This is a genomic window from Psychrobacillus sp. 05T411, from assembly GCF_056396485.1.
Genome location: NZ_JBFTLO010000002.1, coordinates 218,056 through 232,101, shown reverse-complemented (window position 1 = coordinate 232,101; position 14,046 = coordinate 218,056). Strand labels below are relative to the sequence as shown.

The window sequence follows — 14,046 nt, the reverse complement described above, 5'->3', positions numbered from 1 at the left end:
TTTCACATCCTTACATGCTATGCTAGCTTCAATATAGCATTAATAATCCATACAAAAAACAATTAAAGTGTATGGATTACAATTTAATTTATAAAGTTCGGTGTATAATTATAAGGAAAATAAGGAAAGAGGTGTTACAATGCCCGTCAATTCGTTCGATCATTACCCGATGTCTTGGAAACCAGAAAAGGCTCATTTAACAAGGCCATATTATCAATCGATAGCTGCGTTACTGGAACAAGATATTATGAATGGCTTTTTAGCGCCTGGAACAAAATTACCTCCCCAACGAGAATTGGCTGATTTTCTTGATTTAAATTTCACAACAATTACACGTGCCTATAAACTTTGTGAGAGAAGGGGTTTTATCTACGCGACAACAGGTAGTGGAACCTTTGTGGCACCAAATGCAACTCGTTCCATTACTATCTCGTCGGAAAGTTCGAGAAATATGCTAGACCTTGCCTTTGTCGCTTCCTTTGAACAAACGAATGAACTAGTAAAAGAGACGCTTCAAAAAGTAGTCAATAAAAACTATGTAACGAGGCTACTTAATTACAATGATCCGACCGGTATTCCACATCAAAAAACAGCAGGATTAAATTGGATGAAATCATTTAATATTCAGGCGGACCAAGAGCGTATGGCAGTTGTGTCAGGTGCTCAAAACGCTTTAGCGATCACCTTAACAGCTTTATTTGAACCTGGACAGCGTATAGCAACGGATTTATACACCTATTCTAACTTTATAGAATTAGCAAAATTACTACATATACAGCTTGTACCAGTTGTTGGAGATGCGAATGGGATGTTAGCAGAAGAACTAGACAAGCATTGTACACAATTGAAAATTCACGGGATTTTCTTAATGCCTTCCTGTTCTAATCCAACAACCATTATCATGTCAAATCGTAGAAAACTAGAATTAGCAGAAGTTATTCGTAAACATCAGTTAATCTTAATAGAAGATGATATCCACGCTTTTTTAACTTCAGGAATAATAGATGATTACAAACAGCCGATGTTTAACTTATTGCCAGAGCAAACGGTCTATATTTGTGGGACTTCTAAGTCGATCTGTTCAGGTCTTCGTGTAGCCTATATGGTGTATAGCGAGGCCTTTCATCATAAGATTCTACAGTCCATCTACACGATCAATGTCAAAACTTCTTCGCTCGATGCAGAAGTGATTACCGAATTGATTCTTTCTGGTGTAGCCTCTAAAATCGCTATTCAAAAGAAACAACTGGCACAAATGGCCAATGATATTTATACAAATTATTTTCCTTCAAAAAGTGAAGGCGAACATCCACTTAGTTTTTATCGTTGGTTGCCGATTCAAACAAATTTAACCTCTTCACAAATCGAAATGGACTTGAAAAATATGGGGATAAGTGTTTTCCATTCCGATCGATTTATGAGTGGACGTTCTGCAAAGGATCATTATTTACGTATAGCGCTTTCTTCTACGAGCTCATTAGACGAATTACAAATAGGATTAAAAAAACTTAAACAGTATCTTGGTTAGGACAAGTAGCTAGGATCAATATTCAAAAAAATACAGTTACTTAGATAGGATAAAAAGGGAGAGTAAGCAATGTTACAATCAATCATTTTTGATATGGATGGAACTCTATTTCAGACAGATAAAATATTAGAATTATCACTTGATGATACTTTTAACCATTTACGGTCATTAAAACAATGGGATTCAGTTACCCCTATTGATAAATATCGTGAAATTATGGGAGTACCTTTACCAAAAGTATGGGAGGCTTTGTTACCTAATCATTCCAATGAAGTAAGAGAGCAAGTAGATGCTTATTTTCTAGAAAGATTAATTGAAAATATAAAAAGTGGGAAAGGTGCTTTATATCCTAATGTAAAGGAAGTTTTCAGCTATTTAAAAGAGAATAATTATTCCATTTATATAGCGAGTAACGGTTTAACGGAATACTTAAAAGCAATTGTGCATTATTATCATTTGGATCATTGGGTTACCGAAACATTTAGTATTCAACAAATACAGACGCTAGATAAAGGAGATTTAGTTAAAACAATTATCGAAAAGTATGATATTAAAAAAGCCGCGGTAGTGGGAGACCGTTTATCTGATATAAATGCAGCAAAAGCAAACGGTTTAATGGCAATTGGATGTAATTTTGATTTTGCACAAGAGGATGAACTTGCACATGCCGATTTGGTAATAGATGACATGACAGAGTTAAAAACAAAATTGCTTAATCTATAGTTATTTGAATGTTTATAGGGAGCCATAGTATTTATGGCTCCCTATAAAATTTTGATTTACTATACTCAATAATAACTGTAAAATCAAAGAGGACAATGCTGAATATTTGACCAATTTAAACTTTTGTCATCATCAAAAAAACTTATTGAATATTTATGCGCAAGGGTCTATATTGTATACATGTCAAAAAAAACAGTCAAAAACGGACGAAACTTTTCTACCACTAATATGAGTAGTTAGCGTTCAGGACTTTGTTATCTAATAGAATAACTTATGGAAAAGTGAAGGTGAACAGTTTGAGTAACTGGTTAGAATTATATGATAATATGGGAGATTATTTAGCTCCAAGTATGGCAAAAGATCATCCAAATATTCCGATTGTGAAAGAAGAAGGCTGTTACTACTACGGTGTAGATGGCAAAACATATTTAGACTTTACATCGGGGATTGCGGTAGCGAATACTGGGCATCGTCATCCAAAAGTTGTACAAAGTATTAAAGATGCGGCAGATCAGCTTGTACATGGTCCATCTGGCGTTATTATGTACGAATCCATTTTACAGCTATCGAAAAATCTAGGCGATGTTTTACCTGGAGATTTAGATTGCTTTTTCTTCGCAAATAGCGGAACAGAAGCGATTGAAGGCGCATTAAAACTTGCGAAATTCGTAACAGAGCGTCCGTATGTCGTATCATTTACTGGTTGTTTTCACGGTCGTTCACTTGGTGCATTAGGTGTGACAACATCTAAAAGTAAATATCGTAAGTTTTTACAGCCATCGCATTTATCTTATCAAATTCCGTATGCAGACGTAAAAGGTTGTCCAGCTGGAGTAGACCCGGAAATTTACTGTGTAGAACAGCTAGAAAAAGATTTTACACGTCTCTTTAAGCACCAAGTCACACCTGAAGAAGTGGCTTGTGTCATTTTAGAGCCAGTGCTTGGGGAAGGCGGATATATCATTCCTCCGAAGGCATGGGTAAAGAAGATTCGAGAAATTTGTGATGAGCATGGCATTTTATTAATCTTCGATGAAGTGCAAACAGGTTTCGGTCGTACTGGTGAATGGTTTGCAGCACAATACTTTGGTGTAACTCCGGACATCATGGCAATCGCAAAAGGAATTGCATCTGGTCTTCCATTAAGTGCGACAGTCGCTTCGAAAGAATTAATGAAAAAATGGCCACTTGGCATGCATGGTACTACATTCGGTGGTAATCCAATTGCATGTTCAGTTGCTTTAACAACTTTAGAAATCCTGCACGAAGAAAGTCTAGTGGAAAATTCGAAAGTGGTAGGAGCATACGCAACGGAGCAGTTAAAGAAACTGCAAGCAAAATACTCTATCATTAGCGATATCCGCTCTGTTGGATTAATGATTGGAATCGAAATTTCCAATCCTGAAACGGGTAAGGTCGATGGACAAGCAGTGATGAAAATTCTGGACTATGCATTAGAAGAAGGCGTGCTTTTCTATCTATGTGGAAACGAAGGGGAAGTAATTCGAATGATTCCACCTTTAACCATAACAAAAGAACAAATAGATGATGGTTTAGAAATGCTGGAAAAGGCAATTATTCGTTATATGGAGGAGAAATAATATGAAAACTAAATTATTTATGATTATGTTAGTACTAGTAATCGCTGTATTAGCAGCTTGTGGTACGAAATCAGACAATGAAAAATCATCCGGTAGTGAAGGAAATACAACAGAGGAAAAGAAAGTATTAGTGATGGGTACATCAGCGGATTATCCACCATTCGAATTTGTGGACACAACTAAAGGCGAAGAAATTATTGGTTTTGACATTGATCTTGCCAATTTAATCGCTGAGAAATTAGATTTTGAAGTAAAAGTGGAAAACATTGACTTTAATGGTTTAATCCCAGCAATCCAAGCTGGTAAAGTAGATTTCGTACTAGCAGGTATGAGTCCAAACCCAGAACGTGACAAAGTAGTAGACTTCTCAGAACCATATAATGAAACACAACAAATGGTAGTTACGACAAAAGATAGTGGCATTAAAACAGTAGAAGATTTAGCTGGTAAAACAGTAGGTGCGCAAATTTCTTCTATTCAAGAAGATCTTGCAAAAGAAGTAGCAAAAACTGTTGATATGAAAGTGGAAAGCCGTAACTTAATCCCGGAAGTAGTACAAGAATTAATGACAAAACGCTTTGATGCTGCAATTATCGAAGATATCGTAGCGGAGAATTATGTAGAGCGAAATCCCGATTTAACTTTTTTCCCAGTTGTAGTGGACGATGTCGACTATAAAGCAGCTGTATTCCCAGAAGGTAGTGAACTAAAAGCACAATTTGACCAAGCCATTCAAGAATTGATTGATAGCGGTAAAATGGAAGAATTAAGACAGAAATGGTTTGTAGTTGACGCAGAATAAATTAATTTAAATAGTTCGAAAAGAAAGGAGGGCAACGATATGTTAGATTTTCAAGCAGTCGTTCCCTCTATTCCTTATATATTAAAGGGAATAGGTGTTACGCTTCAAATCGTTATTGGAGCAACTATACTAGGTATGGTGCTTGGTATATTACTGGCGCTTTGCAAAATCGGGAAAGTTACAGTACTACGGATCATTGCAGATTTTTATACATCCATTTTCCGTGGAACTCCGCTCGTTTTACAATTAATGATTATTTATTATGCTATTCCTCAGCTTTTTGATATTAATATTGATCCGATGCCAGCAGCTATTCTTGCATTTGGTTTAAATTCTGGTGCCTATATTTCAGAAATCATTCGTGGTGGTATTAATGCGGTCGATAAAGGTCAGCAAGAAGCATCCCTTGCATTAGGTATTCCATATGCAAAAATGATGAAGGATATTATTTTACCGCAAGCGATGAAAAACATTATGCCAGCATTAATGAATGAATTTATCACATTAAATAAGGAGTCAGCTATTGTAACGGTAATCGGTGCTTTAGATATTATGCGCCGAGCTTACGTAGTAGGTGGTTCGAACTATCATTATTTAGAAGCTTTAATGATTGCTGGTGTGATTTATTACATTATGACGCTCATTTTAACATTCCTTGGTAAAAAGCTAGAAAAGAGGATGAGTAGAAGTGATTAAAGTAGAGAATTTGCATAAATCATTCGGTAAAAATGAAGTGCTAAAAAGTATTTCAACAGAAATTAAAGAAAAAGAAGTAATTGCCATTATCGGTCCATCCGGCTCCGGAAAGTCTACATTTTTACGCTGTATTAACTTACTAGAAGAGCCGACGAGCGGCATCATTACAATTGGTAAAGATGTAGTAACGGACAAGCGTACAAACATTATGAAAGTACGTGAGAATGTAGGAATGGTATTTCAGCATTTCCACTTGTTCCCGCATAAAACAGTGCTCGAGAATATTACCTATGCACCAAGAAATGTGCAAGGTATTTCAAAAACGGAAGCTACTGCAAAAGCAGATAAGTTATTACGTCAAGTTGGTCTTTATGAGAAACGTGACGCCTATCCAAACCGCTTATCTGGCGGGCAAAAGCAACGTGTAGCGATTGCACGTGCATTAGCGATGAATCCTTCTGTTATGCTATTTGATGAACCGACTTCCGCTTTAGATCCTGAAATGGTAAAAGAAGTGCTTGAGGTAATGAAGTCGCTTGCTGATTCTGGCATGACGATGATCATTGTCACACATGAAATGAACTTTGCACGTGAAGTAGCAGATCGTATATTATTCCTTGATGACGGTCAGCTTGTAGAAGATACGCCACCGGCACAGTTTTTCAAGGAGCCAAAATCGGCTCGCGCGAAAGAGTTTTTAGAGAAAGTTTTATAATTGTTAATGAGCAATCCCTTTTTATGAAGGGGTTGCTTTTTTTTTGATATAGCGATATTACTTCGTAGGCAACCACATTAAATCCAGTAAATGGCTTAGGGCAACCAATCGATCATTGGAAGCAACCAGTTCTACTCGGATAGCAACCAGATCAGTATGAGAGCAACCAAATTACCGATGAAAGCAACTAATTCTTAAAATAACTCTTTACTTGAAGTGAGACGACTATATCTATGACTTGGTTTGTAAACGTTGAGCGTACCGCTTGGTATGTTGCGCATTTATAAATCGATCTCTATATCTGAAGAGCGGATGTTTTGCCATACGTCGTATTTTCCTTAATATATGTTTCATTCCATTCAAATTTCCCAATTTGCTATATCTGTTCTGTACATTCTATATATAATAAAAAATTTACACAAAGTTCAAAAATATGAAACAGATTACTATATGAAGACGTAGAATAGAATGCAAGAGTCCAATGAAGGAGGAAAGATAAACTGGCTACTTTAAAAATGTCCACTGTTCTAGGTTTTAAAATTTTAGTTTATTTGATTATTGGTTTTATTTTATCTGAAAATGTATTGCGGATAATTTACCAAAGCTTTGGCATTTCTTACAGTGGGAATGTTTGGGTAAATTGGTTTGGGGTGTCGTTTTTGTTGTATTTTTTCTATACAATGATACGTAGGGTTTTTATCAGTAGTAATGATGAACTGTATAAAGAACGTACAAGTTCTATTATTTTTTGGCTACTTTTTTTAGCTTCACTTTATGTAGTTTTTATTCCCTTTATTAAAGGCGAAAACCCGTTTTAGTTGGAAAGGTGTGTGTAATATGCAATGGGCAGCAATTATTTTGATTTGTAGTCTTTTGATTATTAGTACTCTAATGTTAGAACGATTTATTAAAAAGAAGTTTCATCTTCCAAAGAAGTTTAAAGCTAATAAGAGGTTTACAAAAAATCAAACTTTTATAGAGGTTATACTTGTCGTTATCGCTGTAATTGGCTGTATTTTGGCAAATATTTCGAGATATGAGAATGGTGATTATCATCCTCTTAATCCAATTCCAATATATTTATGGTTTGTTTTATATATGCTCGTTTTGTTTGGGTTCAGAGGTTTCTTGGCAAGACGATATGCCAAAGAATCAAACGAACACTATTATTATTTCACATTTGCCATTTGGATACCGATTGTTATCATACTTGCTTTTATTACAACGAAATTTTTAATTGGATAATATTTTCAGTGGGGAGGGTGATTGGATAATGAATAATTGGTTATATACTTTATATTTTGTAGTGTTAGGCATCATTTCTTTTATAACAGGTGAAGTTGTTACTTTTGTGATGCTAGGTCTTATTTTGATTAGCCTAACGAATATACATTCTACGCTAAAGAAAATGTTAAAAGTGAATAAAGAGAAAGCCAATGAGAAAGAGATTTCTTAATGACTCGTAATAAAATGAATTTGATACATATGATAAGGGCCATCTTTAACATGTAAGGTATTTAACAAAAAAACAACCATACAAAGGAAAGACAAGCGGAAATCCTTCAACTGACTTGAGGTTTTATTCTAGGCAAATCGTTGTGAGGTGAAGGTAATTATACATTAAAAGGGGAAATGAAAATGGCTATTACTCTTCAGGAAGTTTTAGAAACAGAAGCGCCCATATTGCGAAATATGTATTCCTTATATTTGCATGACCTTTCAAGATTCACCCCAAATATTGATATTGGGGCAGATGGTTTATTTCCTTATGAAGATCTAGATTTGTTTTGGAAAACGGAAGGAATATCGCCCTATTTTATAAAAAATGATAATGCCACTATAGGTTTTTTTCTACTCTTAGAGCGCCCTTTTTTAAAAAAAGAAAATGATTTTAGCGTAAACGATATTTTTATATTGAATAAATACAAAGGTAAAGGATTAGGTAGCGAAGTACTAGAAAAATTGTTTGAAGAAAAACCCGGGAAGTATTTTGTTATGGAACTTGTTGAAAATCTCCCAGCAGTGGCATTTTGGAAGAAGGTATATGCACGATTAAATATAGTATTTGAGGAAAAATGTGAATTAGTCGATGAAGAACCGTGTTTAATACAGACGTTTATAGTTTAATTTTAAAGAGGTGCCATTTGAATGTCTTCAATCTCACTAATAGAAAACCTAGTAAAGGACTCGTTTCATGTTTTAAATGGAATGCCAGACTATATTACACTTCAAGAAAAAGAGAGAATGAGTTTTGATGGGAAGAGTTTGGAAGGAGCAATCGAAAATTTAATTTCATTAGCAAGGGCATGTGAAATTAAAAGAATAGGTGCTTTAATTAATAGGGAAACGGAACATTATTTAAATCTTTCAACCATGTTGCTTCACTTCGGTTTTGAAAAGTATGCCTCAAAAGTGGAAGTATTTAGAGATCTACAAGATATTACTCCTAATATAGCTGATTATGAATGGCGTTCATTAGATGAATCGACCATTTCGGAAGATGAGTTCAAGAGGCTTTGGGAGAAGTGCATGTCTGGATCTGAAAACGCATCCTCATCCCTTTCAATGGACGAGCAGCTAGACTCTGTGAAAAGTGAACTAGGGGAAGAGTGGAAAAAATCTTGTAACGCAATATATTTGGTAGAGAGACCTATTGGCATAGCAATCACACACATCGAACCCGGAACGGTAAATGAAGGAAGGCTATTTTATTTTGGCTTGTTACCCGAAGAAAGAGGGAAGGGACTAAGTACGGTTATATATAATTTGTCATTATGTAAATTAAAACAAATAGGAGCCTCTTATTACATAGGAAGCACGCATGAAACAAATAAAAGAATGCAAAAAGTATTTTTCAATAATGGTTGTTCGATAAGAGCGAGGACGGAATCATATTATAAATATTTTGATAAGTAAGCTTTTGTTGGTTAGTGTAAAATCAACTATTGAGCCCCAGTTATCTATTGCAGTAATAGATATAATTTAACTAAGTGGAGTGGAAGTATTTAATAGAACGTATGTGTGGTATAATGAAAAGATAATAGATAGGTAGCTCAGAGGTGGTTGGAACACTCCCGTTAGGATAAAGGAAAGGCGGATTAAGTGCGCCACATCCTGTGGCAACATCCGCATGACCCGCATCGTGCGGGCCCGTGGTGCTGGTGTCAGTATTCGAAGCATTGATGTTCGCAGTAGCTTTTGCAACATTAGTCGTAGTAATTCTGTCATTTAACCATAAAAAATAACCCACCTTTGAGTTGAGAGCTCGCGTGGGTTATTACCTATTCAATAGCCAATCCCTTTGAAGGGAACCTACTATTATAATTTGGTTGTTTGATGTTAGTGCATCAAACGACCTTTTTTATTTTACTCTATTGTTCCCTTTATTATACGTTTGATTTATTTGTTTTTCAAGTAATCCAATTACATGATTGAAAATGGATTTTATTTTCAACAAAATGAAATTATTAAGCAGGTATACTCGTTAGTATAGATGAGTGACCAAAACGAGACATGCGCATGGTCGTTTTAGCAAGGAGGTCAATATGGAAGAAGAGCTGCAGTGGATCCAGGAAGTGCTGTCTGGAAATAAACAGGCATACGCACATATTATTAATCAATATAAAGATAGGTTATATGCAACCATTCTACGAATGACAAGAAATCCGCAGAATGCACAGGATTTAGTACAAGAAGCTTTTATCAAAGTGTATCATCAGCTAGATAAATATGATCAAAAAGGTTCATTTTCTAGTTGGATTTACCGGGTGGCTATCAATCATTGTATGGATGAATTTCGCAAAAAAAGCTACAAAATGAAGCAAGTAGAAATAAAAGAAGAGAAGATCGTGAATACGAATCATCCTGAAGTTGTTTTCTTGAAAAAAGAGAAAAACAGACAGCTAGAAAAACTTATTGCAATCCTCCCAGATGAGGAAAGGATGATTATTCTTTTGCGATATGTAAATGAACTGAGCTATAACGAAATAAGCGAGCTGATTGAAATTCCTCTCTCCGATGTTCGCAACAAACTGCATAGAGCGAAGAAAAAAATGAGAGACACAGTAAAACGCGAAGGAGGCTATTTTTATGAATTGTCCGAAGGCAGATAAACTTTCGCAGTACGTTGATAACCTGCTTACTAATGAGGAGCATACTGAAATACAGAGTCACTTAAAAAGCTGTGAGGATTGCATGCGAGTCGTCCGAGCTTTTCAAGAAGAACAACTATTTTTAAAAGAAACTTTACAAACACCTAGATTGCCAGATGATTTTGCTTCCATTGTTTTAGATCAATTGGAGCCTTATGAACAGAATGTTGTCCGTCGTAAAAGAACTCCCTGGAAACGTATTTTACTTTCGGCGGCCGGAATTGTAGTAGCACTCGGATTAACTGCTTCTCTAAATCCTAGTTTTGCACAGTTAATAAGTGGAATGTTTGGAACGGAACAAGTGGACGAAGGATTAAGAATGGCTACAGAGGCAGGTTTAGGGGAAAGAGTAAATCTAGAAGTTACGGATCATGGAATTACGCTCAAAGTAGAAGATTTGGTTGTCGATTCTTCTCGAGTTGCATTATCTTATCAAGTGTTAAATAAAAAGGGAAAACCACAAGATACGTATTTTAATTTGCCGGATTCTCAGAATGAAATCATCGTAATCGACCAGAAAGGAAAGGTGTTGGATGGGCTAAACTTTAGTTGGAGTAAGGGCAGTGATTATGGACTAATTGAATACTCATTGCGGGAGCATAGTGCTCTGGAGAAGATAACGATCAAATTCAATTTAGTAGAGCTAAATGGAATGAAGGGCAACTGGAAATTAGAAGTTCCTGTAGATATAAAAGACATTAGAAAATTAACTACTTCTACACCTTTGAATTATGCTAAAACAAATAGTAACGGAGTCAATATTGCAATGAAAGAAGTCCAGTTTGCCCCTTCTGCTAGCGAATTATTTTATGAAACTTCCTTTACGCAAGAAGAACAGGAAAAAGTAGAAGAACATATACAAAAGCTTGAAGAACAATTTGGCGAGCGAAGTGTAAGCACTTTTACTAACTATGGAACAGCGATTCAATATCATATCGAAAATGAGGAAAAGAAACTAATATATGGGCACAATACTTTTGCAGAAGGTCAAGGGCATCCAAGTAGTTCAAGAGCTCTACATGGGTCTGGGATGGACCTGGAGCAACTTGGTCAAGTTGCATGGAACGATTCTTTTATCCCGCAAAAAGATAAAAGCAAACTTACTTTTATATTAGATGGAGTATTTAAAACCGTGCCCTCGGATTTCTCTGTTAAAATAAAACCGAAAGAATTGAAAAAAAATCCTGTTTCCTTTGAATACGAAGGTAATTTTATGACAATTAAAACAGCAAAAAAAGATACTAATTATTCGCTTCGTAAATCACTCATCCCCATTAAAAAGGAAACAATCTTTAAAATTGAGATGGAAGGTGGGCGAGAAGCGACTGCTGCTGAAATTGGGACATGGGTTTTGGTAGATAACAAGGGAAAAACCTATTTTGCTTATCAAAGCGGATCTATTCTTGACGAAAAAGACAAAGATGATCGTTATAAGACAACAATAGATCTTAGGTCATATGATTTAGATGAAATACCTGAAGAATTAACATTACATCTACTTTCTGTTACTCGATATGAGAAAGTGGAAGAGGAATGGAAGGTTCCATTATATTGAATTATTAATAAAGCATCTTATTCTACGACTGAATTGTAGAATAAGATGCTTTATAAGTTATATGTGATAAGTATCTTGCGATTAGCGAGTGCTATTTTGCTGTTCATGCGAGGTATCTTGCGATTATGGAGGAACTAGCATATATCTTGCGATTAGCGGGTGCTATTTTGCGATTCGTGCCAGGTATCTTGCGATTTCGGGAGCCTACTTTGCGATTAGAGCACTTGATCTTGCGATTATGGAGAATCCGGTATGTATCTTTCGATTAGCGAGTGCTAACTTGGGATTTCCGAAGCATATTCCAAATAACTTTTAGATTTTTTCCAAAATAACTTATAACAGCATTTTTTATAAAAATACTTCATTTTATACCTACTATTAATACTAAAGGATATAATGAAAGCAATAAAAAACATCAATAAATGAAGATTTCATTAGGCCACAAAATGAAAAAAGGGAACAAATGAGAGGGTACTACTAGCTCATTTGTTCCCTTTTTCTTATGCGTTTTTTGAACTATTTAATATATGTAAGCAAAAATCTAGATCCTTTTTCAAATGGACTTCCATTAGTTTCTTCGCAGTCTCACCGTCTCTTTGTTTAATCGCTTCATAAATTTCCTCATGTTCATCTATTAATCTGGGACGATTGTATAGGACCACGGTCTTGCGAAAAAGATAGATGATAGACTTCATGCGATCTATAGTGTCCATCATCAGTGCATTACCACTGGCTTGGACAATAATTTCATGAAAACGCTCATTTGCTGTCATGATTTCTTCTACTGTGCCTTCTCTAGCAATTGTAATGCAATTAGCAAGCTCATTTAAATATTCTTCAGGCAAATAGGTCGCGGCTGAATTTGCTGAGAAACCTTCTAACAGGATTCTGACTTGAAATAAATTGCGCAAATCTTTTTCTGTTGGCTGTACTACTTTTTTATTGACGATAAGACCTTCGTAGCTTAATTGTCGTAATGATTCCCTGATGGGAGTTCTGCTAAATCCTAAATCAGTTGCTAATTTTTCTTCTACAATTTTTGTGCCACCTGGCATTTCACCGCTTAAAATTCGATCACGAATTACTTCATATGCTTGTTTGGAAGCAAAGCGAGAATTTTTATCGTTCTGGACCATTTCTGTCACTCCTAATTACTTCAACCTCATTAATACTAACTTATCAAATATAAGAAGAGAAAGAAAGCATAAGTCTATATCGTGATTTATTTGTGCACAAAATACATAAAAATGTGTACAAAAAATAAAAAAGGGTATACAATTATTTCGTGAAGATTAATGCAAACGGTTTCAATTTACATTATATGATTAGAATTTTATATAGCCGAACAGGGAATATTATTAATATTAGGAGGAATTTTTTATGTCTAAAAAAATTGGTTTTATCGGTTTAGGAATTATGGGGAAACCTATGGCATTGAATTTATTGGCTAAAGGTTATGAAGTTATGGTGAACGACCTAAACAAAGATGCAGTTCAAACTTTAATAGATGCCGGTGCTACAGCAGGTGATTCTGCCAAAGTAATCGGTGAAAATAGTGACGTAATTATTACAATGCTTCCTGCTTCCCATCATGTTCAACAAGTTGTTCTAGGAGACAATGGAGTACTTAATGGTGCGAAAAAAGGTGCAGTAATTATTGATATGAGTTCGATTACTCCAGTTGTTTCAAAAGAACTTGCAGCGACTGCTGAAAAACAAGGGGTAGAAATGCTGGATGCTCCTGTTAGTGGAGGAGAACCAAAAGCAAAAGATGGTACGCTTGCAATTATGGTCGGCGGTAAAGAAGAAGTATTCGAGCAAGTGAAGGACGTACTCTATGCGATGGGTGCTGAAGTAACTTTAGTTGGTGGAAATGGAAGCGGAACTACTGCGAAGTTAGCCAACCAAGTAATCGTAAACTTGAATATTGCAGCGATGTCAGAAGCATTAGTATTAGCTGCAAAAGCAGGTATCGATGTAGAAAAAATGTATCAAGCAATCCGTGGTGGACTTGCAGGAAGTGCAGTGCTGGATGCCAAGGTTCCATTAATCTTAGATCGTAATTTCGTAGCCGGCGGAAGAATTGATATTAATATGAAAGATATTACAAACGTAATGGATACGGCCCATAGTATTGGTGTTCCAATGCCATTATCTAGCCAACTGTTAGAAATTTTCCACGCATTAAAAGTAGATGGGAAAGCGGCAGACGATCACGGTGGTATTGTTCAATACTTTGAAAAACTTGCAAATGTTGAAGTTGGGAGAGCTTAAT

The 14,046-nt window shown here is 35.6% G+C and carries 14 protein-coding genes; 13 read left to right on the top strand and 1 reads right to left on the bottom strand.

Annotated elements, in window-relative coordinates:
* Positions 1 to 139: 139 nt before the first annotated feature.
* The 12 genes from AC1DFT_RS02590 (at position 140) to AC1DFT_RS02535 (ending at position 11,771) form a co-directional block, all read left to right on the top strand.
* Positions 140 to 1,528 (top strand): aminotransferase-like domain-containing protein, encoded by a 1,389-nt coding sequence (locus AC1DFT_RS02590; protein ID WP_477917333.1) that lies wholly within the window; start codon positions 140 to 142, stop codon positions 1,526 to 1,528.
* A 69-nt stretch (positions 1,529 to 1,597) separates the two neighbouring features.
* Positions 1,598 to 2,251 carry an HAD family hydrolase gene (locus AC1DFT_RS02585; protein ID WP_477917331.1) on the top strand — a complete coding sequence of 218 codons (654 nt, stop codon included), beginning with the start codon at positions 1,598 to 1,600 and terminating at the stop codon, positions 2,249 to 2,251.
* Positions 2,252 to 2,547: 296 nt separating this feature from the next.
* The gene (locus AC1DFT_RS02580) at positions 2,548 to 3,852 is read left to right on the top strand and encodes an aspartate aminotransferase family protein (protein ID WP_477917329.1); all 1,305 of its coding nucleotides are present in this window, start codon (positions 2,548 to 2,550) and stop codon (positions 3,850 to 3,852) included.
* Between the two features lies 1 nt (position 3,853).
* Positions 3,854 to 4,654, top strand: coding sequence for a transporter substrate-binding domain-containing protein (locus AC1DFT_RS02575; RefSeq protein WP_477917327.1), 801 nt, complete (start codon positions 3,854 to 3,856; stop codon positions 4,652 to 4,654).
* 39 nt (positions 4,655 to 4,693) lie between these two features.
* The gene (locus AC1DFT_RS02570; protein WP_477917326.1) at positions 4,694 to 5,350 is read left to right on the top strand and encodes an amino acid ABC transporter permease; all 657 of its coding nucleotides are present in this window, start codon (positions 4,694 to 4,696) and stop codon (positions 5,348 to 5,350) included.
* Positions 5,343 to 6,065, top strand: coding sequence for an amino acid ABC transporter ATP-binding protein (locus tag AC1DFT_RS02565; RefSeq protein WP_477917324.1), 723 nt, complete (start codon positions 5,343 to 5,345; stop codon positions 6,063 to 6,065). The genes AC1DFT_RS02570 and AC1DFT_RS02565 overlap by 8 nt, the downstream gene beginning before the upstream one ends.
* Before the next feature lie 837 nt (positions 6,066 to 6,902).
* Positions 6,903 to 7,310 (top strand): DUF4181 domain-containing protein, encoded by a 408-nt coding sequence (locus AC1DFT_RS02560; RefSeq protein WP_477917322.1) that lies wholly within the window; start codon positions 6,903 to 6,905, stop codon positions 7,308 to 7,310.
* A 28-nt stretch (positions 7,311 to 7,338) separates the two neighbouring features.
* Positions 7,339 to 7,521, top strand: coding sequence for a hypothetical protein (locus AC1DFT_RS02555; RefSeq protein WP_477917320.1), 183 nt, complete (start codon positions 7,339 to 7,341; stop codon positions 7,519 to 7,521).
* Positions 7,522 to 7,703: 182 nt separating this feature from the next.
* Positions 7,704 to 8,192, top strand: a complete 489-nt coding sequence (locus AC1DFT_RS02550) for a GNAT family N-acetyltransferase (protein ID WP_477917319.1) — start codon at positions 7,704 to 7,706, stop codon at positions 8,190 to 8,192.
* Positions 8,193 to 8,309: 117 nt separating this feature from the next.
* Positions 8,310 to 8,981, top strand: a complete 672-nt coding sequence (locus AC1DFT_RS02545; protein WP_477917317.1) for a GNAT family N-acetyltransferase — start codon at positions 8,310 to 8,312, stop codon at positions 8,979 to 8,981.
* 629 nt (positions 8,982 to 9,610) lie between these two features.
* On the top strand, positions 9,611 to 10,177 hold the full coding sequence (locus AC1DFT_RS02540) for an RNA polymerase sigma factor (RefSeq protein ID WP_477917315.1): 567 nt from the start codon (positions 9,611 to 9,613) through the stop codon (positions 10,175 to 10,177).
* On the top strand, positions 10,155 to 11,771 hold the full coding sequence (locus AC1DFT_RS02535) for a DUF4179 domain-containing protein (protein WP_477917313.1): 1,617 nt from the start codon (positions 10,155 to 10,157) through the stop codon (positions 11,769 to 11,771). The genes AC1DFT_RS02540 and AC1DFT_RS02535 overlap by 23 nt, the downstream gene beginning before the upstream one ends.
* A gap of 500 nt (positions 11,772 to 12,271) precedes the next feature.
* Here AC1DFT_RS02535 and AC1DFT_RS02530 read toward each other — a convergent pair whose 3' ends face one another.
* The gene (locus AC1DFT_RS02530) at positions 12,272 to 12,907 is read right to left on the bottom strand and encodes a GntR family transcriptional regulator (protein WP_477917312.1); all 636 of its coding nucleotides are present in this window, start codon (positions 12,905 to 12,907) and stop codon (positions 12,272 to 12,274) included.
* A 244-nt stretch (positions 12,908 to 13,151) separates the two neighbouring features.
* Here AC1DFT_RS02530 and garR point away from each other — a divergent pair, with 244 nt between their 5' ends.
* Positions 13,152 to 14,045, top strand: a complete 894-nt coding sequence (gene garR, locus AC1DFT_RS02525) for a 2-hydroxy-3-oxopropionate reductase (protein ID WP_477917310.1) — start codon at positions 13,152 to 13,154, stop codon at positions 14,043 to 14,045.
* Position 14,046: the final 1 nt, after the last annotated feature.

Coding starts and splice junctions, on each gene's coding strand:
- AC1DFT_RS02545 (WP_477917317.1), top strand. CDS start 8,310: ATGAGTTTTGATGGGAAGAGTTTGGAAGGAGCAATCGAAAATTTAATT.
- AC1DFT_RS02535 (WP_477917313.1), top strand. CDS start 10,155: ATGAATTGTCCGAAGGCAGATAAACTTTCGCAGTACGTTGATAACCTG.
- AC1DFT_RS02570 (WP_477917326.1), top strand. CDS start 4,694: ATGTTAGATTTTCAAGCAGTCGTTCCCTCTATTCCTTATATATTAAAG.
- garR (WP_477917310.1), top strand. CDS start 13,152: ATGTCTAAAAAAATTGGTTTTATCGGTTTAGGAATTATGGGGAAACCT.
- AC1DFT_RS02540 (WP_477917315.1), top strand. CDS start 9,611: ATGGAAGAAGAGCTGCAGTGGATCCAGGAAGTGCTGTCTGGAAATAAA.
- AC1DFT_RS02530 (WP_477917312.1), bottom strand. CDS start 12,907: ATGGTCCAGAACGATAAAAATTCTCGCTTTGCTTCCAAACAAGCATAT.
- AC1DFT_RS02585 (WP_477917331.1), top strand. CDS start 1,598: ATGTTACAATCAATCATTTTTGATATGGATGGAACTCTATTTCAGACA.
- AC1DFT_RS02560 (WP_477917322.1), top strand. CDS start 6,903: ATGCAATGGGCAGCAATTATTTTGATTTGTAGTCTTTTGATTATTAGT.
- AC1DFT_RS02575 (WP_477917327.1), top strand. CDS start 3,854: ATGAAAACTAAATTATTTATGATTATGTTAGTACTAGTAATCGCTGTA.
- AC1DFT_RS02550 (WP_477917319.1), top strand. CDS start 7,704: ATGGCTATTACTCTTCAGGAAGTTTTAGAAACAGAAGCGCCCATATTG.
- AC1DFT_RS02590 (WP_477917333.1), top strand. CDS start 140: ATGCCCGTCAATTCGTTCGATCATTACCCGATGTCTTGGAAACCAGAA.
- AC1DFT_RS02555 (WP_477917320.1), top strand. CDS start 7,339: ATGAATAATTGGTTATATACTTTATATTTTGTAGTGTTAGGCATCATT.